General features: G+C 45.5%; 20 protein-coding genes and 2 pseudogenes. 20 read left to right on the forward strand and 2 right to left on the reverse strand.

From position 1 onward, the window contains the following. Positions 1-558: 558 nt before the first annotated feature. Positions 559-1,182: a hypothetical protein gene (locus ACK8NJ_RS21500; RefSeq protein ID WP_411961953.1), complete on the forward strand. Its 624-nt coding sequence runs from the start codon at positions 559-561 to the stop codon at positions 1,180-1,182. A 1-nt stretch (position 1,183) separates the two neighbouring features. Further along, positions 1,184-2,311: a hypothetical protein gene (locus tag ACK8NJ_RS21505; RefSeq protein WP_411961954.1), complete on the forward strand. Its 1,128-nt coding sequence runs from the start codon at positions 1,184-1,186 to the stop codon at positions 2,309-2,311. 518 nt (positions 2,312-2,829) lie between these two features. On the opposite strand, the gene ACK8NJ_RS21510 is transcribed toward ACK8NJ_RS21505, so the two are convergent. Next, complete coding sequence (locus tag ACK8NJ_RS21510) at positions 2,830-3,561, reverse strand: inovirus Gp2 family protein (protein WP_411961955.1); 732 nt, start codon at positions 3,559-3,561, stop codon at positions 2,830-2,832. A gap of 2,025 nt (positions 3,562-5,586) precedes the next feature. On the opposite strand from ACK8NJ_RS21510, the gene ACK8NJ_RS21515 reads away from it, so the two are divergent. Further along, entirely contained in the window at positions 5,587-6,390 is an 804-nt protein-coding gene (locus ACK8NJ_RS21515; protein ID WP_411961956.1) for a hypothetical protein, read from the forward strand. 56 nt (positions 6,391-6,446) lie between these two features. On the opposite strand, the gene ACK8NJ_RS21520 is transcribed toward ACK8NJ_RS21515, so the two are convergent. After that, positions 6,447-7,406, reverse strand: coding sequence for a hypothetical protein (locus ACK8NJ_RS21520; protein WP_411961957.1), 960 nt, complete (start codon positions 7,404-7,406; stop codon positions 6,447-6,449). A 113-nt stretch (positions 7,407-7,519) separates the two neighbouring features. Here ACK8NJ_RS21520 and ACK8NJ_RS21525 point away from each other — a divergent pair, with 113 nt between their 5' ends. The 17 genes and pseudogenes from ACK8NJ_RS21525 (at position 7,520) to cadB (ending at position 19,010) form a co-directional block, all read left to right on the forward strand. After that, positions 7,520-8,404, forward strand: a complete 885-nt coding sequence (locus tag ACK8NJ_RS21525; protein WP_411961958.1) for a GTPase family protein — start codon at positions 7,520-7,522, stop codon at positions 8,402-8,404. 118 nt (positions 8,405-8,522) lie between these two features. Continuing rightward, positions 8,523-9,200, forward strand: coding sequence for a hypothetical protein (locus ACK8NJ_RS21530; RefSeq protein WP_411961959.1), 678 nt, complete (start codon positions 8,523-8,525; stop codon positions 9,198-9,200). Positions 9,201-9,205: 5 nt separating this feature from the next. Further along, positions 9,206-9,439, forward strand: a complete 234-nt coding sequence (locus tag ACK8NJ_RS21535; RefSeq protein ID WP_097456906.1) for a DUF905 family protein — start codon at positions 9,206-9,208, stop codon at positions 9,437-9,439. A gap of 89 nt (positions 9,440-9,528) precedes the next feature. Further along, positions 9,529-10,347, forward strand: coding sequence for a DUF932 domain-containing protein (locus tag ACK8NJ_RS21540; RefSeq protein WP_411961960.1), 819 nt, complete (start codon positions 9,529-9,531; stop codon positions 10,345-10,347). A gap of 76 nt (positions 10,348-10,423) precedes the next feature. Continuing rightward, positions 10,424-10,898 (forward strand): annotated as a pseudogene (locus ACK8NJ_RS21545) (antirestriction protein). Between the two features lie 15 nt (positions 10,899-10,913). Beyond that, on the forward strand, positions 10,914-11,390 hold the full coding sequence (locus ACK8NJ_RS21550; RefSeq protein WP_001186773.1) for a JAB domain-containing protein: 477 nt from the start codon (positions 10,914-10,916) through the stop codon (positions 11,388-11,390). A gap of 68 nt (positions 11,391-11,458) precedes the next feature. Beyond that, positions 11,459-11,680, forward strand: coding sequence for a DUF987 domain-containing protein (locus tag ACK8NJ_RS21555; protein ID WP_000692300.1), 222 nt, complete (start codon positions 11,459-11,461; stop codon positions 11,678-11,680). A 79-nt stretch (positions 11,681-11,759) separates the two neighbouring features. Further along, the gene (locus ACK8NJ_RS21560; protein WP_411961961.1) at positions 11,760-12,128 is read left to right on the forward strand and encodes a type IV toxin-antitoxin system YeeU family antitoxin; all 369 of its coding nucleotides are present in this window, start codon (positions 11,760-11,762) and stop codon (positions 12,126-12,128) included. An 89-nt stretch (positions 12,129-12,217) separates the two neighbouring features. Continuing rightward, positions 12,218-12,592, forward strand: coding sequence for a TA system toxin CbtA family protein (locus ACK8NJ_RS21565; RefSeq protein ID WP_411961962.1), 375 nt, complete (start codon positions 12,218-12,220; stop codon positions 12,590-12,592). Next, positions 12,589-13,080 carry a DUF5983 family protein gene (locus tag ACK8NJ_RS21570; RefSeq protein ID WP_411961963.1) on the forward strand — a complete coding sequence of 164 codons (492 nt, stop codon included), beginning with the start codon at positions 12,589-12,591 and terminating at the stop codon, positions 13,078-13,080. Before ACK8NJ_RS21565 ends, ACK8NJ_RS21570 begins: the two co-directional genes overlap by 4 nt. 11 nt (positions 13,081-13,091) lie before the next feature. Beyond that, positions 13,092-13,289: a hypothetical protein gene (locus tag ACK8NJ_RS21575; RefSeq protein ID WP_411961964.1), complete on the forward strand. Its 198-nt coding sequence runs from the start codon at positions 13,092-13,094 to the stop codon at positions 13,287-13,289. Positions 13,290-13,373: 84 nt separating this feature from the next. Then, positions 13,374-14,231 (forward strand): DUF4942 domain-containing protein, encoded by an 858-nt coding sequence (locus ACK8NJ_RS21580; RefSeq protein WP_411961965.1) that lies wholly within the window; start codon positions 13,374-13,376, stop codon positions 14,229-14,231. Between the two features lie 71 nt (positions 14,232-14,302). Then, complete coding sequence (locus tag ACK8NJ_RS21585) at positions 14,303-14,566, forward strand: type II toxin-antitoxin system ParD family antitoxin (RefSeq protein ID WP_001143297.1); 264 nt, start codon at positions 14,303-14,305, stop codon at positions 14,564-14,566. After that, positions 14,563-14,889, forward strand: a complete 327-nt coding sequence (locus ACK8NJ_RS21590) for a type II toxin-antitoxin system RelE/ParE family toxin (RefSeq protein WP_411961966.1) — start codon at positions 14,563-14,565, stop codon at positions 14,887-14,889. The genes ACK8NJ_RS21585 and ACK8NJ_RS21590 overlap by 4 nt, the downstream gene beginning before the upstream one ends. Before the next feature lie 463 nt (positions 14,890-15,352). Further along, a pseudogene (locus ACK8NJ_RS21595) lies at positions 15,353-15,512 on the forward strand (tyrosine-type recombinase/integrase); the annotation flags it as partial. Positions 15,513-15,771: 259 nt separating this feature from the next. Further along, a complete protein-coding gene (gene cadC, locus ACK8NJ_RS21600; protein WP_411961967.1) occupies positions 15,772-17,310 on the forward strand; it encodes a lysine decarboxylation/transport transcriptional activator CadC in 1,539 nt (512 codons plus the stop codon). Between the two features lie 365 nt (positions 17,311-17,675). Beyond that, the gene (gene cadB, locus ACK8NJ_RS21605; RefSeq protein ID WP_000092909.1) at positions 17,676-19,010 is read left to right on the forward strand and encodes a cadaverine/lysine antiporter; all 1,335 of its coding nucleotides are present in this window, start codon (positions 17,676-17,678) and stop codon (positions 19,008-19,010) included. Positions 19,011-19,028: the final 18 nt, after the last annotated feature.

Raw genomic sequence — 19,028 nt, forward strand, 5'->3', positions numbered from 1 at the left:
CACAGTTAAATCTGAAAGTCGACAAGAGCGAAAAGCAGAAGTGATATGTGTGAACGATGAAATAGTCAGCTAAAAGAATGACAACCATAGCAGTGACGATTCAGACGTCCGCTCCTGGCAAGCAGCGGACATTGCTGGCTGAGTTGAGGGTCCGCTGTGAGCGAAAAGCGGACATTGACTTTATATCAAAAATGACATTTTGTGGTTGAACCTCGCCACGGTCGGATTTTTACCGAAGGGCGCAGCGGGGAAACCGGCGGGTTCTGTCCTGATAATCACCGCCGATCACTATATCTGACATGCCGTCCAACTGAGGGAGGCACAAGATATAGTGTTGAGCGCCACAGCGGGGTTCATTCTTCAAAATAAGGATTTTACCGAATTGGCAAATCTATTGGTAAAACCGGCATGGAGACTTAATGCAACTGATTGTAGGGCTTGCTTTTCAAAGAAATTGCTACAATCCTGTGGAGTTAGGATGATTCCTATAAGATACTGTTATCCGTTTCAGGAAGAACTTAGCGGTACATCTATCACTATCATACTTTCAGGAGTCATATGAAAAGCCATGAATATATTGTTATAAGTGGTTTTAACAGGAGTAAGGTAGGTAAAATAATTGGTTCATTAGCTTCTCTGATATCAGGGTTTTTGGTTTTTGTTATTTTAACTTACCTTGAGAATAATTCTTATGTTGAGGCGAAATCTGTAATGACCCCAACGGTCTCTTCGCTTATTAGTGCAGGTACAATATATCTAATTCTCTACTGGATTTTTGACTCAAGGTTATGGAAGTGGAAGTTAATATCAAAAATAATAAATGTCCCGGACCTGTCGGGAGAGTGGGATTGTGAAGGGCGCGGCGAAAACAAGGAAGGAGACGTTTTTTCATGGCATGCTAAAATTAATATATTCCAGTCATGGGATAAAGTTCATATACGGTTGCAAACCTCACAATCAGGTTCCGACAGCATAGCTGCCTCCATTATATATGATGGAGAAATAGGTTATCGGTTAGTTTACAACTACAGGAATGATCCGAGAATAAACGAAAAAGAGTTAAGTCCGCATATGGGATTTGCAGAATTAATTTTTGATAAAAGCCTGACAACTGCTGATGGCGAGTATTTTAATGGCAGAGGTCGGAATACCTTTGGGACAATGAAGCTAAGGAAGTTATAACATGGCCGATAACTTTTCATCACGAATCGAACGTTTAAGAACGCGAAGAAGAGGGATAAATGAAATATTTGCAATGGACAGCGGGCTTGAAAGCAGAGAGATCTTACTGAATAAATCTCTACAACAAGAAACCTGGGAAAGCAGGGCTTCCGGGAAATCAGCTACGAAATATGCATTAGGTGCCATGCAGGAAGTTGATCCAGTTTATACTAGGGTTAGCATCGAAACAGGGAAAAGGATAGAAAACCAACTATCTAACCGATTGGAAAAAAAGGAAATTACAGCATCCTTTCGTTTGCAGGGTTCTGTACCGCTTAACATCCATATTAAAGGCGTTAGCGATGTAGATATTCTTACTATTGATGAACAGCTATTCGTTTTTTCAAACGAAGGAAGCAAAGCAAATAGTTATGTTTTATCCAAGAAACAAGCTGTAGATGTACTCCAGATCCTACGGGAAGAAATTGAAGATAGCCTCAGGGCTGCTTTCCCGGCTGCAAAGGTTCACACTGAAAACTCTAAAGCAGTAAAAATAACTGGCGGCTCTTTAGCCAGAGATGTTGATGTAGTCCCGGCTGTTTGGTGGAATAATGCCAGATATCAAGATACAGGCAATGAAGTTGACAGAGGTGTGGCAATTTTAAATAAAAAGGATAACCAGCGGATTTATAACACGCCGTTCCTTCATATTAATTATATTGAGAGCCGCTGCAACACAACGCTAGGCGGCTTAAGGAAATCAATAAGATTACTTAAAAATATCAAAGCAGATGCGCATGAGGAAAGCATAGAAATAAACCTCAGTAGTTTTGATATTGCATCTATTATGTATCATGCTGATATTGGCAACCTCTTAAGAGGTCACTTCTATGAACTTGCAATACTAAGCGAAACACAGCGCTGGCTTGACTGGTTATGGCATAATTTTGACGAAGCAAAGAAACTGGAGGTCCCTGATGGAACCAGGAAGATATTTGACACAGACGAAAAAAAAGGTGAGCTGCTAAAGTTATCTCTGCAAGTCGATACATTATTGACAGCCGTTCATAATGAAATGAATTCTATTTTTCATAAAGATTCAATCGATAAGGGAATGAGAGAATATTTGAGTAATTCAAAAGTTGATTAGCGTCATAGCCTTTGTTTATTGATAATGAAAATTTATAAAATATTGTTGTATAATTTTAGATATCTTCAGCTGCACAATCGCATTCAGCTTAACGTTTTAGACCGTCTCATTAGGGACGGTTTTTTTATGTTTAGTTTGGCAGAATTAGCGTTTTACCGAATTCCTGGAAGAGGGGGTAAGAAAACCGCCTGGTAGCGATTTCAAAGCAAAGTACAATTGCTAATGTCCGCTCCTGGCACAAAGCAGACTATGAGAAGATAGACGCTATAACATTTGAGTCCTACCAATCGATCTGTTCATTTCCATAAATGGCAGTAAATGCAAATAACCAGAACAGCCAAGCGCTTTTCGACTTATGGTCGAGTAATAAAGAGTGAAGTGTGGAATACGAGTTGAAGCAGATGGCAATACCATTCATTGCATGACTTCAGGACGACTTTTTCAGAAAACGAGCTAAAGGCGTCAACCACTCCCTTACTGTGACGTACACTCTGGCACCGGATGCCGTTTTACAGGATTTACCTGCCATCCAGTAGACGCCCCGGCCCACGACTGCAACCATAATTACGTTGACCAGAACCGTCATGCTGCTTCGTCTCATACTTCACGAGATAACGGGCTCTCTCCATGGCTTTCTGCATCGCTTCCACATCACCACGCGTGACCCAGAGCACAGCGGATCCACCAGACTTTTTGTCAGAATCCTTCCTGGTATCAGAACATCCACCCGACAAAGGCGTGTCATCAGAAGAAGGGCGAGCATCAGACGATGCTGGTTTAGGGGAAGGCGTCCACCTGGAAAAATGGACCAGGCCATCGCCTTGCCAGGGCTCAAGATGTAGGGCGCTGCACCATGCCTCCTGGATCATCGTCGCTAGCGAAGACGGTTCGCTGAAATCCCCGAGCGAGCACCAGGTATCTTTGTTGAGCAGTAATATCACGTGATAATGTTTCCTGCCATACATCTTGCCGAACTCCCGGCACCAGAAATAACGCAGGCTGGTTGCATGCACACGCTGATTGGCACATCTTTTTTTCCGCTGGTAAGCCTGAATTTTGGCTTTCAGGGATGCAAAAAAACGAGAAATCACCGCTGAATCCGGGTCGGGATCCATGATGGCGACTGGCATATACTCAGGGAAACGTAAATCCACCCGGATTAACGAGACGGCACGGTGTTGCGCCAGGGCACTGTTGAGAATACTTTCAAAACGGGATAACCAGTAAGCATTGTGTATTGGTTGATTCATGATGAGAGATCTCCGTTGATTTGGATTGACTTCACATCATTAATCACCGCGGTAAAACTTTACGGTATCTCACCATTGAGCAACACCAATGGCTCCTGATTAAAACAGAATGAATCCCCCACGAAGAAAAGATAAACCTACACGCAGGGTAAAACACACAACAACGGCATAAATGGTTTTTAAAAACTACAAAGCCTGAAGGGAAACGCTTCAAATAAAACATCAGAAACGCAATCAGAACGCTTTCTGCTGCTGTGAATCAACAACAATACCAAAACCTACAGCTTAACCACAAAACTCAATCACAGAGCCGAACAGCGCGCTTAAAACCTGTTTACAGCTCCCCCCAAGAACAAAAACCACCAATATCAGAATCGATTTTCTTATCCTGAAAATGTTATGTTTCACTACACAGCATAAAAACGATTAACTATTGATAACGTAAACCTCATCTGAATCAAAACACCAGAACTAATCATCACGCTTTTCCTGAAAAGAGTCTTGCGCTGAGAAAAAACACCAGGGCCAGTTAATCATCTCATCAATCTCATCGTTACAAAATCATCCATAAAACCATTTAACAAAATCTTCGTAAGCACACAGTAAATCACGCCAGGTTATATCAGCCGGATTTGCGTTTTTACATAAAGACACTTGTCTCAGGTTAACGACTAAAAACACAAAAACTAAGAAAAGGTTAAATGTAATATCAGTAAAATCGAATAGCACATTGACTGCTTAAACAGGACAGAGAGTTTTGTAGTGACGTTAACTGATTTTAGCTATCGTAAAAACAGGACTAACAAATTTACTAAACTGGATGTGTATCAGACAAAGCAATGTGTATAGCAATACTTAATGAAAACACTTGTAGAAGTGTTTATGAAAATACGTGTATACCTGGTAAAACACTTAATAAAAAATACGTGTATAACACTTACTGAAATGCTTAGTAAAAATACGTGTATATAATATCATACCGACATTCTCAACTCTTCCAAACATCCATGCAGACTGAATGTTGGTTTCAGTTTTTCACGGCCAGCATGGGGATTTTTGTTCTGAAAACGGAGCAGATTTACTCTGGAATTATTTTCCCTGTCGGGATGTTTTTTACCTGAAAATTTTCTACAACACAACGGCTGTATAACATCATTCTGGCATATTCATTCAGGTGAGTCGGACAAGCGATAATCCTGTTCTTTACCGAACGAACAGGCAGCGATAAAAAACTGATTCAGACGACATTTCTGTCTGACAAACATTCACATGCAGAAGACCGGGACATTTATTTTTCCCGAAAGGAAGGGATACCTGTTCTTATCATGGTAGCTGCATTACCTGATATCTTTCAGGCGAACCCCCTCCCTGTAAATCTGACCGTCGGATAAAAGAGATGAACATCAGGCAGATTTCCGTCAATAACGATAAGAGATGACCATCGTAAACATTTCTTCTGACACCTGCATATTACCGTTTATTCTCATACTTCATTGAAATATTGTCAGTTATAAAGGACACACATCAGGAAATTATCACCATGTGACAACGTCACAGATGGTGCTGATATATAAAAATCAACAAAATCGCGCCAAAAAACCGCGCCGATATTGCGCATCTGTAATCCATCATTTCCTTTTTGAATAACCTTCCGTGGTTACCCGACATCCTGATAATGACGCCCATCGTACACACTTTTCTTTGCTCAGACATCGCATACTTTTATCCTGCTCAATACCGTCTTCCTGCCAGTCTTCCCACTCGCTGACACACACAGAACAGCAACATCCTCCGGACATACAGGAAGGGCAGAACATAACCCATTATGTTAATTGTATGTAACAATAACACACCATCAAGACCACTTCCATGGCCTTATATGTTACAACCTTAGGGCATGTATTTAATCTTCCGTAATACAAGACTCGTCTTTGTTCTTCTGAGACGACATGGGCATGTCACAAAACCAATTGACTGACATATCATGAAAATGTCAGTATTTAATAATTTAATGGGGGTACAAACATGAGCACAGATGGCATTTCCGATTTAATAAAACCAGAAATATTTCTTGTCATTTTCCCTGGTACAACAACCACAGCCAAACGGGGTGGCGCCGGGTGGTTGAATAATAAAAGAGTCGTGTTCTGGGTATGGCTTTATATCAGTAAAGCCAGTTATAAGAAGATGGGGATTTTTCAGCGCGGTTCTGCGCCCGAATCAATACCCTATCGTGAATACCATTTTCCCTCATACCCTGACACCCATGAAAAAAGGAAAAAGGTATTACGTGACTGGATATCCTTCATGCGCTCCCGTTTTAATATAAATCAGATTGCTCAGTTCTGTTATCGTATGGAAAATGAATGGGCATTCACCTTTGATAATATCCACGTTCCACGACACTTTCGGGAGGGAACTGATGACACAGAATGGTCATGGAATTATATTAAGAAAAAACGATTATTTTCTCTGAGCGGCCTGCAACACATTCAGCCTCAGAATAATGCTGAACGAAAGCTTCTCATTAATGTTTTTTTTGATACCTGTCTTATTGATAATAACCCTGTCGACGATATTGAGATAAAGAACATATTACTCAGAAAGATGAATGCAGCGTTTTATAAAAGAAAGAGCCGGGCGCGTGCGCGAATTCGCTCCCGGAATAACCAACAGATGTCAGTCAGTTCAGGAACGGATAAACAGGTAAATATTCGTCTTAAGGATTTTCAGTATCAGCAACTTCTTTTTATCACGCAGAAAGAAAACAAAAGTAAGTCAGAAATTATAAAGGAACTCATTACCAGAGCATACAGGGCGATACAATAACTGCTACGTTCACTATTTCATCCCGACCATGCTCCATATGCGCGGGATGATTCTGACTATTTTTTATCGTGCCGACTGACTACGCCAGGTATACATAACGAATATTCTTTTGTTACATCGCTTACATATTCGCGTATAAGATCCTTTTTCTTATTATTATCGTGCCCATTTTCTATCCTGAAAAATAATTCTCTTAAACTAAACCTGGACATTATATCCGAATGCAATAATGTAAAAAACAACACATGGGCCAGTTCTTCACTTAACGACATATCATTTTCTACAGGCTTAAATATAACGTCTCTTACATATTCTTTAGTGTGGAGAAATCTAAACGGCAAAGAAAACTGACTTATAAAAAGTTCAGATACTCTTGTTTTTACACCGAGAATCTTCTTCAGATGCTCGCTGCCTGTTTCATTCCTCCTGAAGTTTTCATCTTCCGTTGAGGGTAAATCCTCTATAAGTTTTTTAACTTCTGACAATGGATGCTTCTCAAGAAGATAAGAATATAAACTACCGGGAAATGAAAACACATAACGATGTACTGAATCACCCATCAGAGATGAAACTTTCTTTCTTATATAGGATGGAACAAGAGTATATGAAAAATCTCTTCTTATAATTTCAGGAAAAGTTATAGTGTCAGGCTCAGAATCAGCAAAAAAAAGAGGGATTTTCTGAGAAGAAGGACAACCTGTACAATTGGCCCTCGCTTCAGGCGGGAACATTATTTTTGAGGGAACCTTAAAAACATCCACATAAACTCCTTTACGCCTCAATATTGCTGCCGTATGATGAAGCATATAGACTTCTGCCACTTTTGAAATAAACATCTTCTCATATTGTTCTCCGTACCACTGACTGAGCGTATGAATATTCATACCTACAGTTCTTTTTATCGTTTTTTCTGTATTTTTCCAGTATCGGGTGTTAAGAACAGCCTGTATCTTCGGCGGTTTTCTCCGCCCCATCATCATGTGAAGTTCTTTTGCCTGCTCAGATAATCCTGTCATTTATTACCTCCGAATATATTCCATTAAAAATGGAAATAATTATGCGCCCATATTACCTGAATGATAAACCGGATTAGTGTGATCCGGTTCAGTGAAATCAACAGGATACCGGTATGTCATTCAGCCATTCTTCCCTCTCCGCACACGTAAAATCATATCTGACGTTTCTTCCTGAAGAAATTCGCCAGAAAATCCTTGAACATCTTCGCAGCGTTATTCATTACGAGCCCGTGATTGGCATTATGGGTAAATCCGGCACCGGCAAAAGCAGTCTGTGTAATGCCATTTTTCAGTCCCGTATCTGCGCCACACATCCCCTGAACGGCTGCACCCGTCAGGCTCATCGTCTTACCCTTCAGTTCGGTGAACGCAGAATGACGCTGGTCGATCTGCCCGGCATTGGTGAGACGCCGCAGCATGATCAGGAATACCGGACACTTTATCGTCAGTTACTGCCGGAACTGGATCTGATTATCTGGATCCTGCGGGCTGATGAACGTGCGTATGCTGCCGATATTGCCATGCATCAGTTTTTACTGAATGAAGGCGCAGATCCCTCGCGTTTTCTGTTTGTTCTCAGCCATGCCGATCGCGTATTTCCTGCTGAAGAATGGAACGACACAGAAAAATGCCCGTCCCGTCAGCAGGAACTCTCACTGGCAACAGTCACAGCCCGGGTGGCAACCCTGTTCCCTTCATCATTTCCGGTACTCTCCGTTGCCGCACCTGCAGGCTGGAACCTTCCAGCGCTGGTGTCACTGATGATCCACGCACTGCCACCACAGGCAACCAGCGCAGTTTATTCACATATCAGGGGGGAAAACCGCTCTGAACAGGCCCAGAAACACGCACAACAGACTTTTGGTGATGCCATCGGGAAAAGTTTTGACGACGCCGTTGCCCGGTTCACTTTTCCGGTCTGGATGTTACAGCTTCTGCGTAAAGCCCGGGACCGCATTATCCGCCTGCTGGAAACACTGTGGGATCACCTGTTCTGAGCGCCCCGGAGTCCCCCGTGGCAACCGTATACCTTTACACGACAACGGATTACGGTAACCACTGCCGTATACCGTCTGTCATTATCAATAACACGCTCTTTAATTTCAGAGGTCAGTCATGAATACCAGAATGCTTTTTCCCCTGCTGTTCACTGTGGCATCCTTCTCCGCCTCCGCCGGTAACTGGGCTGTCAAAAATGGCTGGTGCCAGACCATGACGGAAGATGGTCAGGCGCTGGTAATGCTGAAAAATGGCACGATTGGTATTACCGGCCTGATGCAGGGATGCCCGAATGGCGTACAGACGCTCCTGGGCAGCCGTATCAGTATTAACGGTAACCTGATCCCCACATCACAAATGTGTAATCAGCAGACGGGATTCAGGGCTGTTGAGGTGGAAGTCGGACAGGCGCCGGAAATGGTCAAAAAAGCCGTTCACTCCATAGCAGAGCGTGATGTGTCCGTTTTACAGGCATTTGGTGTACGAATGGAATTCACCCGCGGTGATATGCTGAAGGCCTGCCCGAAATTTGTCACGTCACTTGCCGGTTTTTCCCCGAAACAGACGACCACTATTAATAAAGACTCCATACTGCAGGCTGCCCGACAGGCATACGCCCGGAAATACGACGAGGAAACAACAGAAACCGCTGATTTTGGCTCTTACGAAGTAAAAGGCAATAAGGTTGAGTTTGAAGTGTTCAATCCTGAAGACCGTGCGTACAACAAAGTGACCGTCACGGTTGGTGCTGACGGTAATGCCACCGGAGCCAACGTTGAATTTATCGGAAAATAGCCGGTATGTCGGACTGTCACCCTGTTTTATTGCCCGAAGGCCCTTTCTCACGCGAACAGGCGGTTGCCGTCACAACAGCTTACCGCAATGTGCTTATTGAAGATGACCAGGGAACGCATTTCCGGCTGGTTATCCGTAATGCTGAAGGTCAGTTGCGCTGGCGATACTGGAATTTTGAACCTGATGCCGGAAAACAGCTAAATCCGTATCTCGCCAGTGAGGGAATTCTCAGGCAATAAACGTCTTCATTTCATCCATCAGGCCGCGTCTTCTCCGGGAGACGCGGCCTTTTCATTTATACCGCTAACTCATTCATAAGGAGCAAAGTATGCAATTAGCCAGTCGTTTTGGTCATGTAAATCAGATCCGTCGGGAGCGCCCACTGACACGCGAAGAACTGATGTACCACGTCCCGAGTATTTTTGGAGAAGACCGGCACACCTCCCGCAGTGAACGGTATGCGTACATTCCCACCATCACCGTCCTGGAAAATCTGCAGCGGGAAGGCTTTCAGCCGTTCTTCGCCTGCCAGACCCGTGTGCGCGACCAGAGCCGTCGGGAATATACCAAACACATGCTGCGTCTGCGGCGGAGCGGACAGATAACCGGCCAGCATGTGCCTGAAATTATTCTGCTCAACTCCCATGACGGTTCATCCAGCTACCAGATGTTACCCGGATATTTTCGTGCCATCTGCACCAATGGCCTGGTCTGCGGTCAGTCGCTGGGAGAAGTCCGGGTGCCACACCGGGGAAACGTGGTGGACAGGGTGATTGAAGGTGCTTACGAAGTGGTGGGCGTTTTTGACCGGATTGAGGAAAAGCGTGATGCCATGCAGTCGCTGCTCTTACCGCCACCGGCACGTCAGGCACTGGCTCAGGCGGCACTGACTTACCGTTATGGTGACGAACATCAGCCCGTCACCACTACCGACATTCTGACACCACGACGCCGGGAGGATTACGGTAAGGACCTGTGGAGTGCTTATCAGACCATCCAGGAGAATATGCTGAAAGGCGGGATTTCCGGCCGCAGTGCAAAAGGAAAACGTATCCATACCCGGGCCATTCACAACATCGACACCGACATTAAGCTCAATCGCGCATTGTGGGTGATGGCGGAAACGCTGCTGGAGAACCTGCGCTGATGCCGTTTACCTGAATCACGTCTGTCCCTGCCCCCGAGCCTTCTTCATTCATTTGCTTTTTATAAGGAATAATATCATGACAACCTCTTCGCATAATTCCACCACACCTTCTGTTTCCGTAACTACTGCATCAGGGAATAACCAGTCTCAACTGGTTGCCACTCCCGTCCCTGATGAACAGCGCATCAGCTTCTGGCCGCAGCACTTTGGCCTCATTCCACAGTGGGTGACCCTGGAGCCCCGCGTCTTCGGCTGGATGGACCGTCTGTGTGAAGACTACAGTGGGGGGATCTGGAATCTGTACACCCTGAACAACGGTGGCGCATTTATGGCACCCGAACCGGATGACGATGATGACGAAACATGGGTGCTGTTTAACGTCATGAACGGTAACCGCGCTGAAATGAGCCCGGAAGCCGCCGGCATTGCCGCCTGTCTGATGGCGTACAGCCATCACGCCTGTCGTACAGAGAATTGTTCATTATTACCGGCTGCGGGATTATGCCCTGCAGCATCCGGAATGCAGCGCCATTATGCGCATCATCGACTGAATGGAGGCAGGGACAATGCAGCAGCTTTCCTTTCTGCCCGGAGAGATGACGCCCGGCGAGCGCAGCCTCATTCAGCGGGCCCTGAAAACTCTGGACCGCCATCTTCATGAACCCGGCGTGGCCTTCACCTCCACCCGTGCGGCACGGGAATGGCTGATTCTGAACATGGCGGGACTGGAGCGTGAAGAGTTCCGGGTGCTGTATCTGAACAACCAGAATCAGCTGATTGCCGGTGAAACCCTCTTCACCGGCACCATCAACCGCACGGAAGTCCATCCCCGGGAAGTGATTAAACGCGCCCTGTATCACAATGCCGCTGCCGTGGTGCTGGCGCACAATCACCCGTCCGGTGAAGTCACACCCAGTAAGGCAGACCGCCTTATCACAGAACGTCTGGTACAGGCACTGGGCCTGGTGGATATCCGGGTGCCGGACCATCTGATAGTCGGTGGCAACCAGGTTTTCTCCTTTGCCGAACACGGTCTGCTTTAACCCGTCACCGTCACAACTACATCACACTTGTTTTCACTTTTATCTTCTGTCTTCAGAGGTATCCCATCATGAAAATTATCACCCGTGGTGAAGCCATGCGTATTCACCAACAGCATCCTGCATCCCGTCTTTTTCCGTTCTGTACCGGTAAGTACCGCTGGCACGGCAGCGCTGAAGCGTATACCGGTCGTGAAGTGCAGGATATTCCCGGTGTGCTGGCTGTGTTTGCTGAACGCCGTAAGGACAGTTTTGGCCCGTATGTCCGGCTGATGAGCGTCACCCTGAACTGAGTCTGGAAGGGCATTCAGATGAGCAGAATTATCGCCACCACCGGACCATTCTTAACCGATTTTCTGTGAGGATTTTATCGTGTCAGACACACTCCCCGGGACAATACTTCCCGACGACAATCACGACCGCCTCTGGTGGGGACTGCCCTGCACCGTGACGCCCTGTTTCGGCGCCCGTCTGGTGCAGGAGGGTAACCGCCTGCATTACCTTGCCGACCGCGCCGGTATCAGAGGCCGGTTCAGAGATGCGGATGCGTACCATCTGGACCAGGCCTTTCCGCTGCTGATGAAACAACTGGAGCTCATGCTCACCAGCGGTGAACTGAATCCCCGCCATCAGCATACCGTGACACTGTATGCAAAAGGGCTGACCTGCGAAGCCGACACCCTCGGCAGTTGTGGCTACGTTTATATGGCTGTTTATCCGACGCCCGAAACGAAAAAGTAACTCTCCAGAATAACCTTCTGCTCCGGCCTGGTGTTTTCACCACGCCACTTTTCCATTTTTCATCTCTGCATATCAGGAAAATCTTCAGTATGAAAACATTACCCGACACGCATGTACGGGAGGCATCGCGCTGCCCGTCTCCCGTCACCATCTGGCAGATACTGCTGTCCCGACTGCTGGACCAGCACTACGGCCTCACACTGAATGACACACCGTTTGCCGATGAACGTGTGATTGAGCAGCATATTGAGGCAGGCATTTCACTGTGCGATGCGGTGAACTTTCTCGTGGAAAAATACGCACTGGTACGAACCGACCAGCCGGGGTTCAGCACCTGTACCCGCTCTCAGTTAATAAACAGTATTGATATCCTCCGGGCCCGCCGGGCAACCGGCCTGATGGCCCGCGACAATTACAGAACGGTAAATAACATTACCCTGGGTAAGCATCCGGAGGCGAAATGATGAAACTGGCCCTGACGCTGGAGGCAGACAGCGTTAACGTACAGGCACTGAATATGGGGCGCATTGTCGTTGACATTGATGGTGTTAATCTCGCTGAACTGATTAACATGGTCTGCGATAACGGCTACTCCCTTCGTGTTGTTGATGAATCTGACCGGATCTCAGCAGAGTGCACGGCACCATTTGCTGCCCTTACCGGCATACGCTGCAGTACCGCACATATCACGGAAACGGACAACGCCTGGCTGTACTCGCTGTCACACCAGACCAGTGACTTCGGTGAATCAGAATGGATTCACTTTACCGGTAACGGTTATCTGTTGCGTACCGATGCGTGGTCGTACCCGGTTCTGCGGCTTAAACGCCTGGGTCTGTCAAAAACGTTCCGTCGTCTGGTTATCACTCTCATCCGGCGTTATGGCGTCAGTCTCATTCATCTGGATGCCAGCGCTGAATGCCTGCCGGGTTTACCCACTTTCAACTGGTAACCAGGAACAACATGAAATCATTAACCACGGAAACAGCGCTGGATATTCTGATTACGTGGCTACAGGACAATATCGACTGCGAATCGGGAATTATCTTCGACAACGATGAGGATAAAACAGATTCGGCAGCACTGTTGCCCTGTATCGAACAGGCCAGGGAGGGTATCCGTACCCTGCGCCAACTGCAGTTTCTGCAACAGAACCGGTGAGTCTTACTCACCAGACTTCATTCCACTGACGTCAGCCTGAACAGGGCTGGCGTTTTCGTTTATAAACCAAAAGGGAAACCGATAATGTCAGACATCACAATCTCCCGTCCGGAAGTGGTCACCGGGCATACGGACGTTATCTGTTCAACCAGTATCCACCACATTCTGGCTGTGCGAAAGACTATACTGCTGCAAATCGACACACTTATCCGACAACTGGCTGAAATATCAGCAATGACAGAAAGTATTGGAGGTAAAACCGCCCGGGACTGGGCCATGAAACAGGATTTTCGCTGCGGTTGCTGGCTGATGGAGAAACCGGAAACCGCAATGAAAGCCATCACCCGGAATCTCGATCGCGAACTCTGGCGTGACCTGATGCAACGTTCAGGGATGCTGTCATTAATGGATGCACAAGCCCGTGATACATGGTACCGGTCACTGGAGTACGATAATTTTCCGGAAATCTGCGAAGCGAACATTCTGAGCACATTTGAACAACTGCACCAGAATAAGGATGAGGTGTTTGAGCGAGGGGTGATCAACGTCTTCAGGGGATTGAGCTGGAATTACAAAACCAATTGCCCCTGCAAATTTGGCAGTAAAATTATCGTCAACAACCTGGTGAGGTGGGACCGGTGGGGGTTTCATCTGAACAACGGCCCACAGGCAGATCGACTTGCCGATCTGGAAAGAATGCTACACCTGTTCAGCGGCAAACCGATCCCCGACAACCGGGAAAACATCACCATTCATCTGGATGATCACATCCAGTCTGTTCAGGGTAAAGAGGACTATGAAGATGAGATGTTCAGCATCAGATACTTTAAGAAGGGCTCCGCGCACATCACGTTCAGGAAACCAGAGCTGGTTGACAGGCTTAATGATATACACTACCCGGAAGCCCTGGCAAGCACAGTGAACAAAAGCAGCAAGGCATAAAAGAGGTATTTTACAATTCGCGAATATTAACTATTATTAATTGATAGTAATCAATCGGCGAGAAAATCACCATGCCTACCAGTGTATCCCTCAGTCCTTACTTTGAAACGTTTATCCGCGAACAAATAGAAAGTGGTCGGTATAACAATACAAGTGAAGTCATTCGTGCCGGACTTCGTGCTCTGGAAGAACGGGAACAGCAGATAAAGCTTGAATCACTCCAGAGCGCCGTTACCGCAGGCATCAACAGCGGTGAAAGTAAAAGTGCTGAAGAGGTATTCGGGCGACTGACGCACAAATACAAAAAGATGGCAGAAGGTGAACAGCCAATATGAAACTGACTGTTTCACCATTAGCAGAACACGATCTTGAAGCTATAGGTGACTGGATCGCTCAGGATAATCCTGTCCGTGCAATCAGTTTTACCGAAGAGCTTTACCAACAATGTCTGTTGATAGCCGAATCGCCAGTACTCTACAGAGAAAGACCCGAGTTAGGGGCTGGGATCAGAGGTTGTTCGTATGGTCGTTACCTTCTGCTGTTCAGGGTACTGGATACTAAAGTTCGTATCGAACGTATCGTTCATGGTTCCCGGGATATCAACAGGGTACTTGCAGAGCCAAACGACAAACCATCAGATCATTTCTGGCAGCTATAAACAAAATCTGTGCGTTAACGCTCCCTAACACAGGTAGCCAGGTATTTTATAAATCTCTGTATTTTGTTGTTACTTCGATTCCGCGATTCAGCATATCGAACCAGACAAAATGATTACAACAAAGCACAAAAAAGAGGGATTATAGCGTCAAAAGAATTCGAATTGCACATGGGGGCCTCATTGGTGGCCCCAAAAAGAACAAAGACAAAACAGTCGATACAAAACAATTGGTTATATAACCAGTTTCATTCCGAGTCCGGGCACCAAATTCATATAAACGGACCTCCACGGAGGTCCGTTTTTCGTTTCAGGACGCCACAATTTAAGCGTTCTGCCTAAAAATCATTTCTACCGAACTCAACCAGATTCTCCCCACAACACCAGCATTTTGCGGGTATATCCCAATTCGGGAAAATTTGTTCCTGAGCTATAGCACTGACTGACGTGAAATGTCGTGCGGCCCCGTGATGCTGTTGAACGTCAAATGACGTCATCAGGAGCGTAACGCATCCATAAAGCACAACATCGGGCAGAACGCCAACTGATGAGATTTTCTGAATGAGAACAAAGAGAAATGTATCGGTCCACTTGCTCATGCAAAGACTAACAATCCATTAAAATAGTAAGCGCTCCGGGCAATTTTCCATGGATTATTTTCTGAACATTTTTCTTTGGCAAAGATGATGAATTTTGATGGTAAGGAATATTACTTCTGGTTCTCAGTAAAATCCTTTCGTAATACTATGTGATCAAGAAGTTTATGGCTGGTAAAAATAACGTCTTGCATTCACCAATAATATGTAAATAAACCCATCTATAGATGGTAAAAATAGGTTGTGGCAATTATCATTGCATCATTCCCTTTTCGAATGAGTTTCTATTATGCAACAACCTGTAGTTCGCGTTGGCGAATGGCTTGTTACTCCGTCCATAAACCAAATTAGCCGCAATGGGCGTCAACTTACCCTTGAGCCGAGATTAATCGATCTTCTGGTTTTCTTTGCTCAACACAGTGGCGAAGTACTTAGCAGGGATGAACTTATCGATAATGTCTGGAAGAGAAGTATTGTCACCAATCACGTTGTGACGCAGAGTATCTCAGAACTACGTAAGTCATTAAAAGATAATGATGAAGATAGTCCTGTCTATATCGCTACTGTACCAAAGCGCGGCTATAAATTAATGGTGCCGGTTATCTGGTACAGCGAAGAAGAGGGAGAGGAAATAATGCTATCTTCGCCTCCCCCTATACCAGAGGCGGTTCCTGACACAGATTCTCCCTCCCACAGTCTTAACATTCAAAACACCGCAACACCACCTGAACAATCCCCTGTTAAAAGCAAACGATTCACTACCTTTTGGGTATGGTTTTTTTTCCTGTTGTCGTTAGGTATCTGTGTAGCACTGGTAGCGTTTTCAAGTCTTGATACACGTCTTCCGATGAGCAAATCGCGTATTTTGCTCAATCCACGCGATATTGACATTAATATGGTTAATAAGAGTTGTAACAGCTGGAGTTCTCCGTATCAGCTCTCTTACGCGATAGGCGTGGGTGATTTGGTGGCGACATCACTTAACACCTTCTCCACCTTTATGGTGCATGACAAAATCAACTACAACATTGATGAACCGAGCAGTTCCGGTAAAACATTATCTATTGCGTTTGTTAATCAGCGCCAATACCGTGCTCAACAATGCTTTATGTCGGTAAAATTGGTAGACAATGCAGATGGTTCAACCATGCTGGATAAACGTTATGTCATCACTAACGGTAATCAGCTGGCGATTCAAAATGATTTACTCCAGAGTTTATCAAAAGCGTTAAACCAACCATGGCCACAACGAATGCAGGAGATGCTCCAGCAAATTTTGCCGCATCGTGGTGCGTTATTAACTAATTTTTATCAGGCACATGATTATTTACTGCATGGTGATGATAAATCATTGGATCGTGCCAGTGAATTATTAGGTGAGATTGTTCAATCATCCCCAGAATTTACCTACGCGAGAGCAGAAAAAGTATTAGTTGATATCGTGCGCCATTCTCAACATCCTTTAGACGAAAAACAATTAGCAGCACTGAACACAGAAATAGATAACATTGTTACACTGCCGGAATTGAACAACCTGTCCATTATATATCAAATAAAAGCGGTCAGTGCTCTGGTAAAAGGTAAAACAGATGAGTCTTACCAGGCGATAAATACTGGCATTGATCTTGAAATGTCTTGGCTAAATTATGTGTTGCTTGGCAAGGTTTATGAAATGAAGGGGATGAACCGGGAAGCGGCTGATGCATATCTCACCGCCTTTAATTTACGCCCAGGGGCAAACACCCTTTACTGGATTGAAAATGGTATATTCCAGACTTCTGTTCCTTATGTTGTACCTTATCTCGACAAATTTCTCGCTTCAGAATAAGTAACTCCCGGGTTGATTTATGCTCGGCAATATTTGTTGTTGAGTTTTTGTATGTTCCTGTTGGTATAATATGTTGCGGCAATTTATTTGCCGCATAATTTTTATTACATAAATTTAACCAGAAAATGTCCCGCAATCCATTGTAAACATTGAATGTTTATCTTTTCATGATATCAACTTGCGATCCTGATGTGTTAATAAAAAACCTCAAGTTCTCACTTACAGAAACTTTTGTGTTATTTCACCTAATCTTTAGGATTAATCCTTTTTTCGTGAGTATTCTTAGCGCCAGTTTGGTCTGGTCAGGAAATAGTTATACATCATGACCCGGACTCCAAATTCAAAAATGAAATTAGGAGAAGAGCATGAGTTCTGCCAAGAAGATCGGGCTATTTGCCTGTACCGGTGTTGTTGCCGGTAATATGATGGGGAGCGGTATTGCATTATTACCTGCGAACCTAGCAAGTATCGGTGGTATTGCTATCTGGGGTTGGATTATCTCTATTATTGGTGCAATGTCGCTGGCGTATGTATATGCCCGACTGGCAACAAAAAACCCGCAACAAGGTGGCCCAATTGCTTATGCCGGAGAAATTTCTCCTGCATTTGGTTTTCAGACAGGTGTTCTTTATTACCATGCTAACTGGATTGGTAACCTGGCGATTGGTATTACCGCTGTATCTTATCTTTCCACCTTCTTCCCAGTATTAAATGATCCTGTTCCGGCGGGTATCGCCTGTATTGCTATCGTCTGGGTATTTACCTTTGTAAATATGCTCGGCGGTACCTGGGTAAGCCGTTTAACCACTATTGGTCTGGTGCTGGTTCTTATTCCTGTGGTGATGACTGCTATTGTTGGCTGGCATTGGTTTGATGCGGCAACTTATGCAGCTAACTGGAATACTGCGGATACCACTGATGGTCATGCGATCATTAAAAGTATTCTGCTCTGCCTGTGGGCCTTCGTGGGTGTTGAATCCGCAGCTGTAAGTACTGGTATGGTTAAAAACCCGAAACGTACCGTTCCGCTGGCAACCATGCTGGGTACTGGTTTAGCAGGTATTGTTTATATCGCTGCGACTCAGGTGCTTTCCGGTATGTATCCGTCTTCTGTAATGGCGGCTTCCGGTGCTCCGTTTGCAATCAGTGCTTCAACTATCCTCGGTAACTGGGCTGCGCCGCTGGTTTCTGCATTCACCGCCTTTGCGTGCCTGACTTCTCTGGGCTCCTGGATGATGTTGGTAGGCCAGGCAGGTGTACGTGCCGCTAACGACGGTAACTTCCCGAAAGTTTATGGTGAAGTCGACAGCAACGGTATTCCGAAAAAAGGTCTGCTGCTGGCTGCAGTGAAAATGACTGCCCTGATGATCCTCATCACTCTGATGAACTCTGCCGGTGGTAAAGCATCTGACCTGTTCGGTGAACTGACCGGTATCGCAGTACTGCTGACTATGCTGCCGTACTTCTACTCTTGCGTTGACCTGATTCGTTTTGAAGGCGTTAACATCCGCAACTTTGTCAGCCTGATCTGCTCTGTACTGGGTTGCGTGTTCTGCTTCATCGCGCTGATGGGCGCAAGCTCCTTCGAGCTGGCAGGTACCTTCATCGTCAGCCTGATTATCCTGATGTTCTACGCTCGCAAAATGCACGAGCGCCAGAGCCACTCAATGGATAACCACACAGCGTCTAACGCACATTAATTAAAAGTATTTTCCGAG

Origin of the sequence: Escherichia sp. F1, assembly GCF_046764225.1 — a bacterium.
GTDB classification, from domain to species: Bacteria; Pseudomonadota; Gammaproteobacteria; order Enterobacterales; family Enterobacteriaceae; genus Escherichia; species Escherichia coli.

What these genes read in the sequence shown, in the direction of transcription:
- ACK8NJ_RS21500 (WP_411961953.1), top strand. Translation starts at nt 559, where the DNA reads ATGAAAAGCCATGAATATATTGTTATAAGTGGTTTTAACAGGAGTAAG.
- ACK8NJ_RS21505 (WP_411961954.1), top strand. Translation starts at nt 1,184, where the DNA reads ATGGCCGATAACTTTTCATCACGAATCGAACGTTTAAGAACGCGAAGA.
- ACK8NJ_RS21510 (WP_411961955.1), bottom strand. Translation starts at nt 3,561, where the DNA reads ATGAATCAACCAATACACAATGCTTACTGGTTATCCCGTTTTGAAAGT.
- ACK8NJ_RS21515 (WP_411961956.1), top strand. Translation starts at nt 5,587, where the DNA reads ATGAGCACAGATGGCATTTCCGATTTAATAAAACCAGAAATATTTCTT.
- ACK8NJ_RS21520 (WP_411961957.1), bottom strand. Translation starts at nt 7,406, where the DNA reads ATGACAGGATTATCTGAGCAGGCAAAAGAACTTCACATGATGATGGGG.
- ACK8NJ_RS21525 (WP_411961958.1), top strand. Translation starts at nt 7,520, where the DNA reads ATGTCATTCAGCCATTCTTCCCTCTCCGCACACGTAAAATCATATCTG.
- ACK8NJ_RS21530 (WP_411961959.1), top strand. Translation starts at nt 8,523, where the DNA reads ATGAATACCAGAATGCTTTTTCCCCTGCTGTTCACTGTGGCATCCTTC.
- ACK8NJ_RS21535 (WP_097456906.1), top strand. Translation starts at nt 9,206, where the DNA reads ATGTCGGACTGTCACCCTGTTTTATTGCCCGAAGGCCCTTTCTCACGC.
- ACK8NJ_RS21540 (WP_411961960.1), top strand. Translation starts at nt 9,529, where the DNA reads ATGCAATTAGCCAGTCGTTTTGGTCATGTAAATCAGATCCGTCGGGAG.
- ACK8NJ_RS21550 (WP_001186773.1), top strand. Translation starts at nt 10,914, where the DNA reads ATGCAGCAGCTTTCCTTTCTGCCCGGAGAGATGACGCCCGGCGAGCGC.
- ACK8NJ_RS21555 (WP_000692300.1), top strand. Translation starts at nt 11,459, where the DNA reads ATGAAAATTATCACCCGTGGTGAAGCCATGCGTATTCACCAACAGCAT.
- ACK8NJ_RS21565 (WP_411961962.1), top strand. Translation starts at nt 12,218, where the DNA reads ATGAAAACATTACCCGACACGCATGTACGGGAGGCATCGCGCTGCCCG.
- ACK8NJ_RS21570 (WP_411961963.1), top strand. Translation starts at nt 12,589, where the DNA reads ATGATGAAACTGGCCCTGACGCTGGAGGCAGACAGCGTTAACGTACAG.
- ACK8NJ_RS21575 (WP_411961964.1), top strand. Translation starts at nt 13,092, where the DNA reads ATGAAATCATTAACCACGGAAACAGCGCTGGATATTCTGATTACGTGG.
- ACK8NJ_RS21580 (WP_411961965.1), top strand. Translation starts at nt 13,374, where the DNA reads ATGTCAGACATCACAATCTCCCGTCCGGAAGTGGTCACCGGGCATACG.
- ACK8NJ_RS21585 (WP_001143297.1), top strand. Translation starts at nt 14,303, where the DNA reads ATGCCTACCAGTGTATCCCTCAGTCCTTACTTTGAAACGTTTATCCGC.
- ACK8NJ_RS21590 (WP_411961966.1), top strand. Translation starts at nt 14,563, where the DNA reads ATGAAACTGACTGTTTCACCATTAGCAGAACACGATCTTGAAGCTATA.
- cadC (WP_411961967.1), top strand. Translation starts at nt 15,772, where the DNA reads ATGCAACAACCTGTAGTTCGCGTTGGCGAATGGCTTGTTACTCCGTCC.
- cadB (WP_000092909.1), top strand. Translation starts at nt 17,676, where the DNA reads ATGAGTTCTGCCAAGAAGATCGGGCTATTTGCCTGTACCGGTGTTGTT.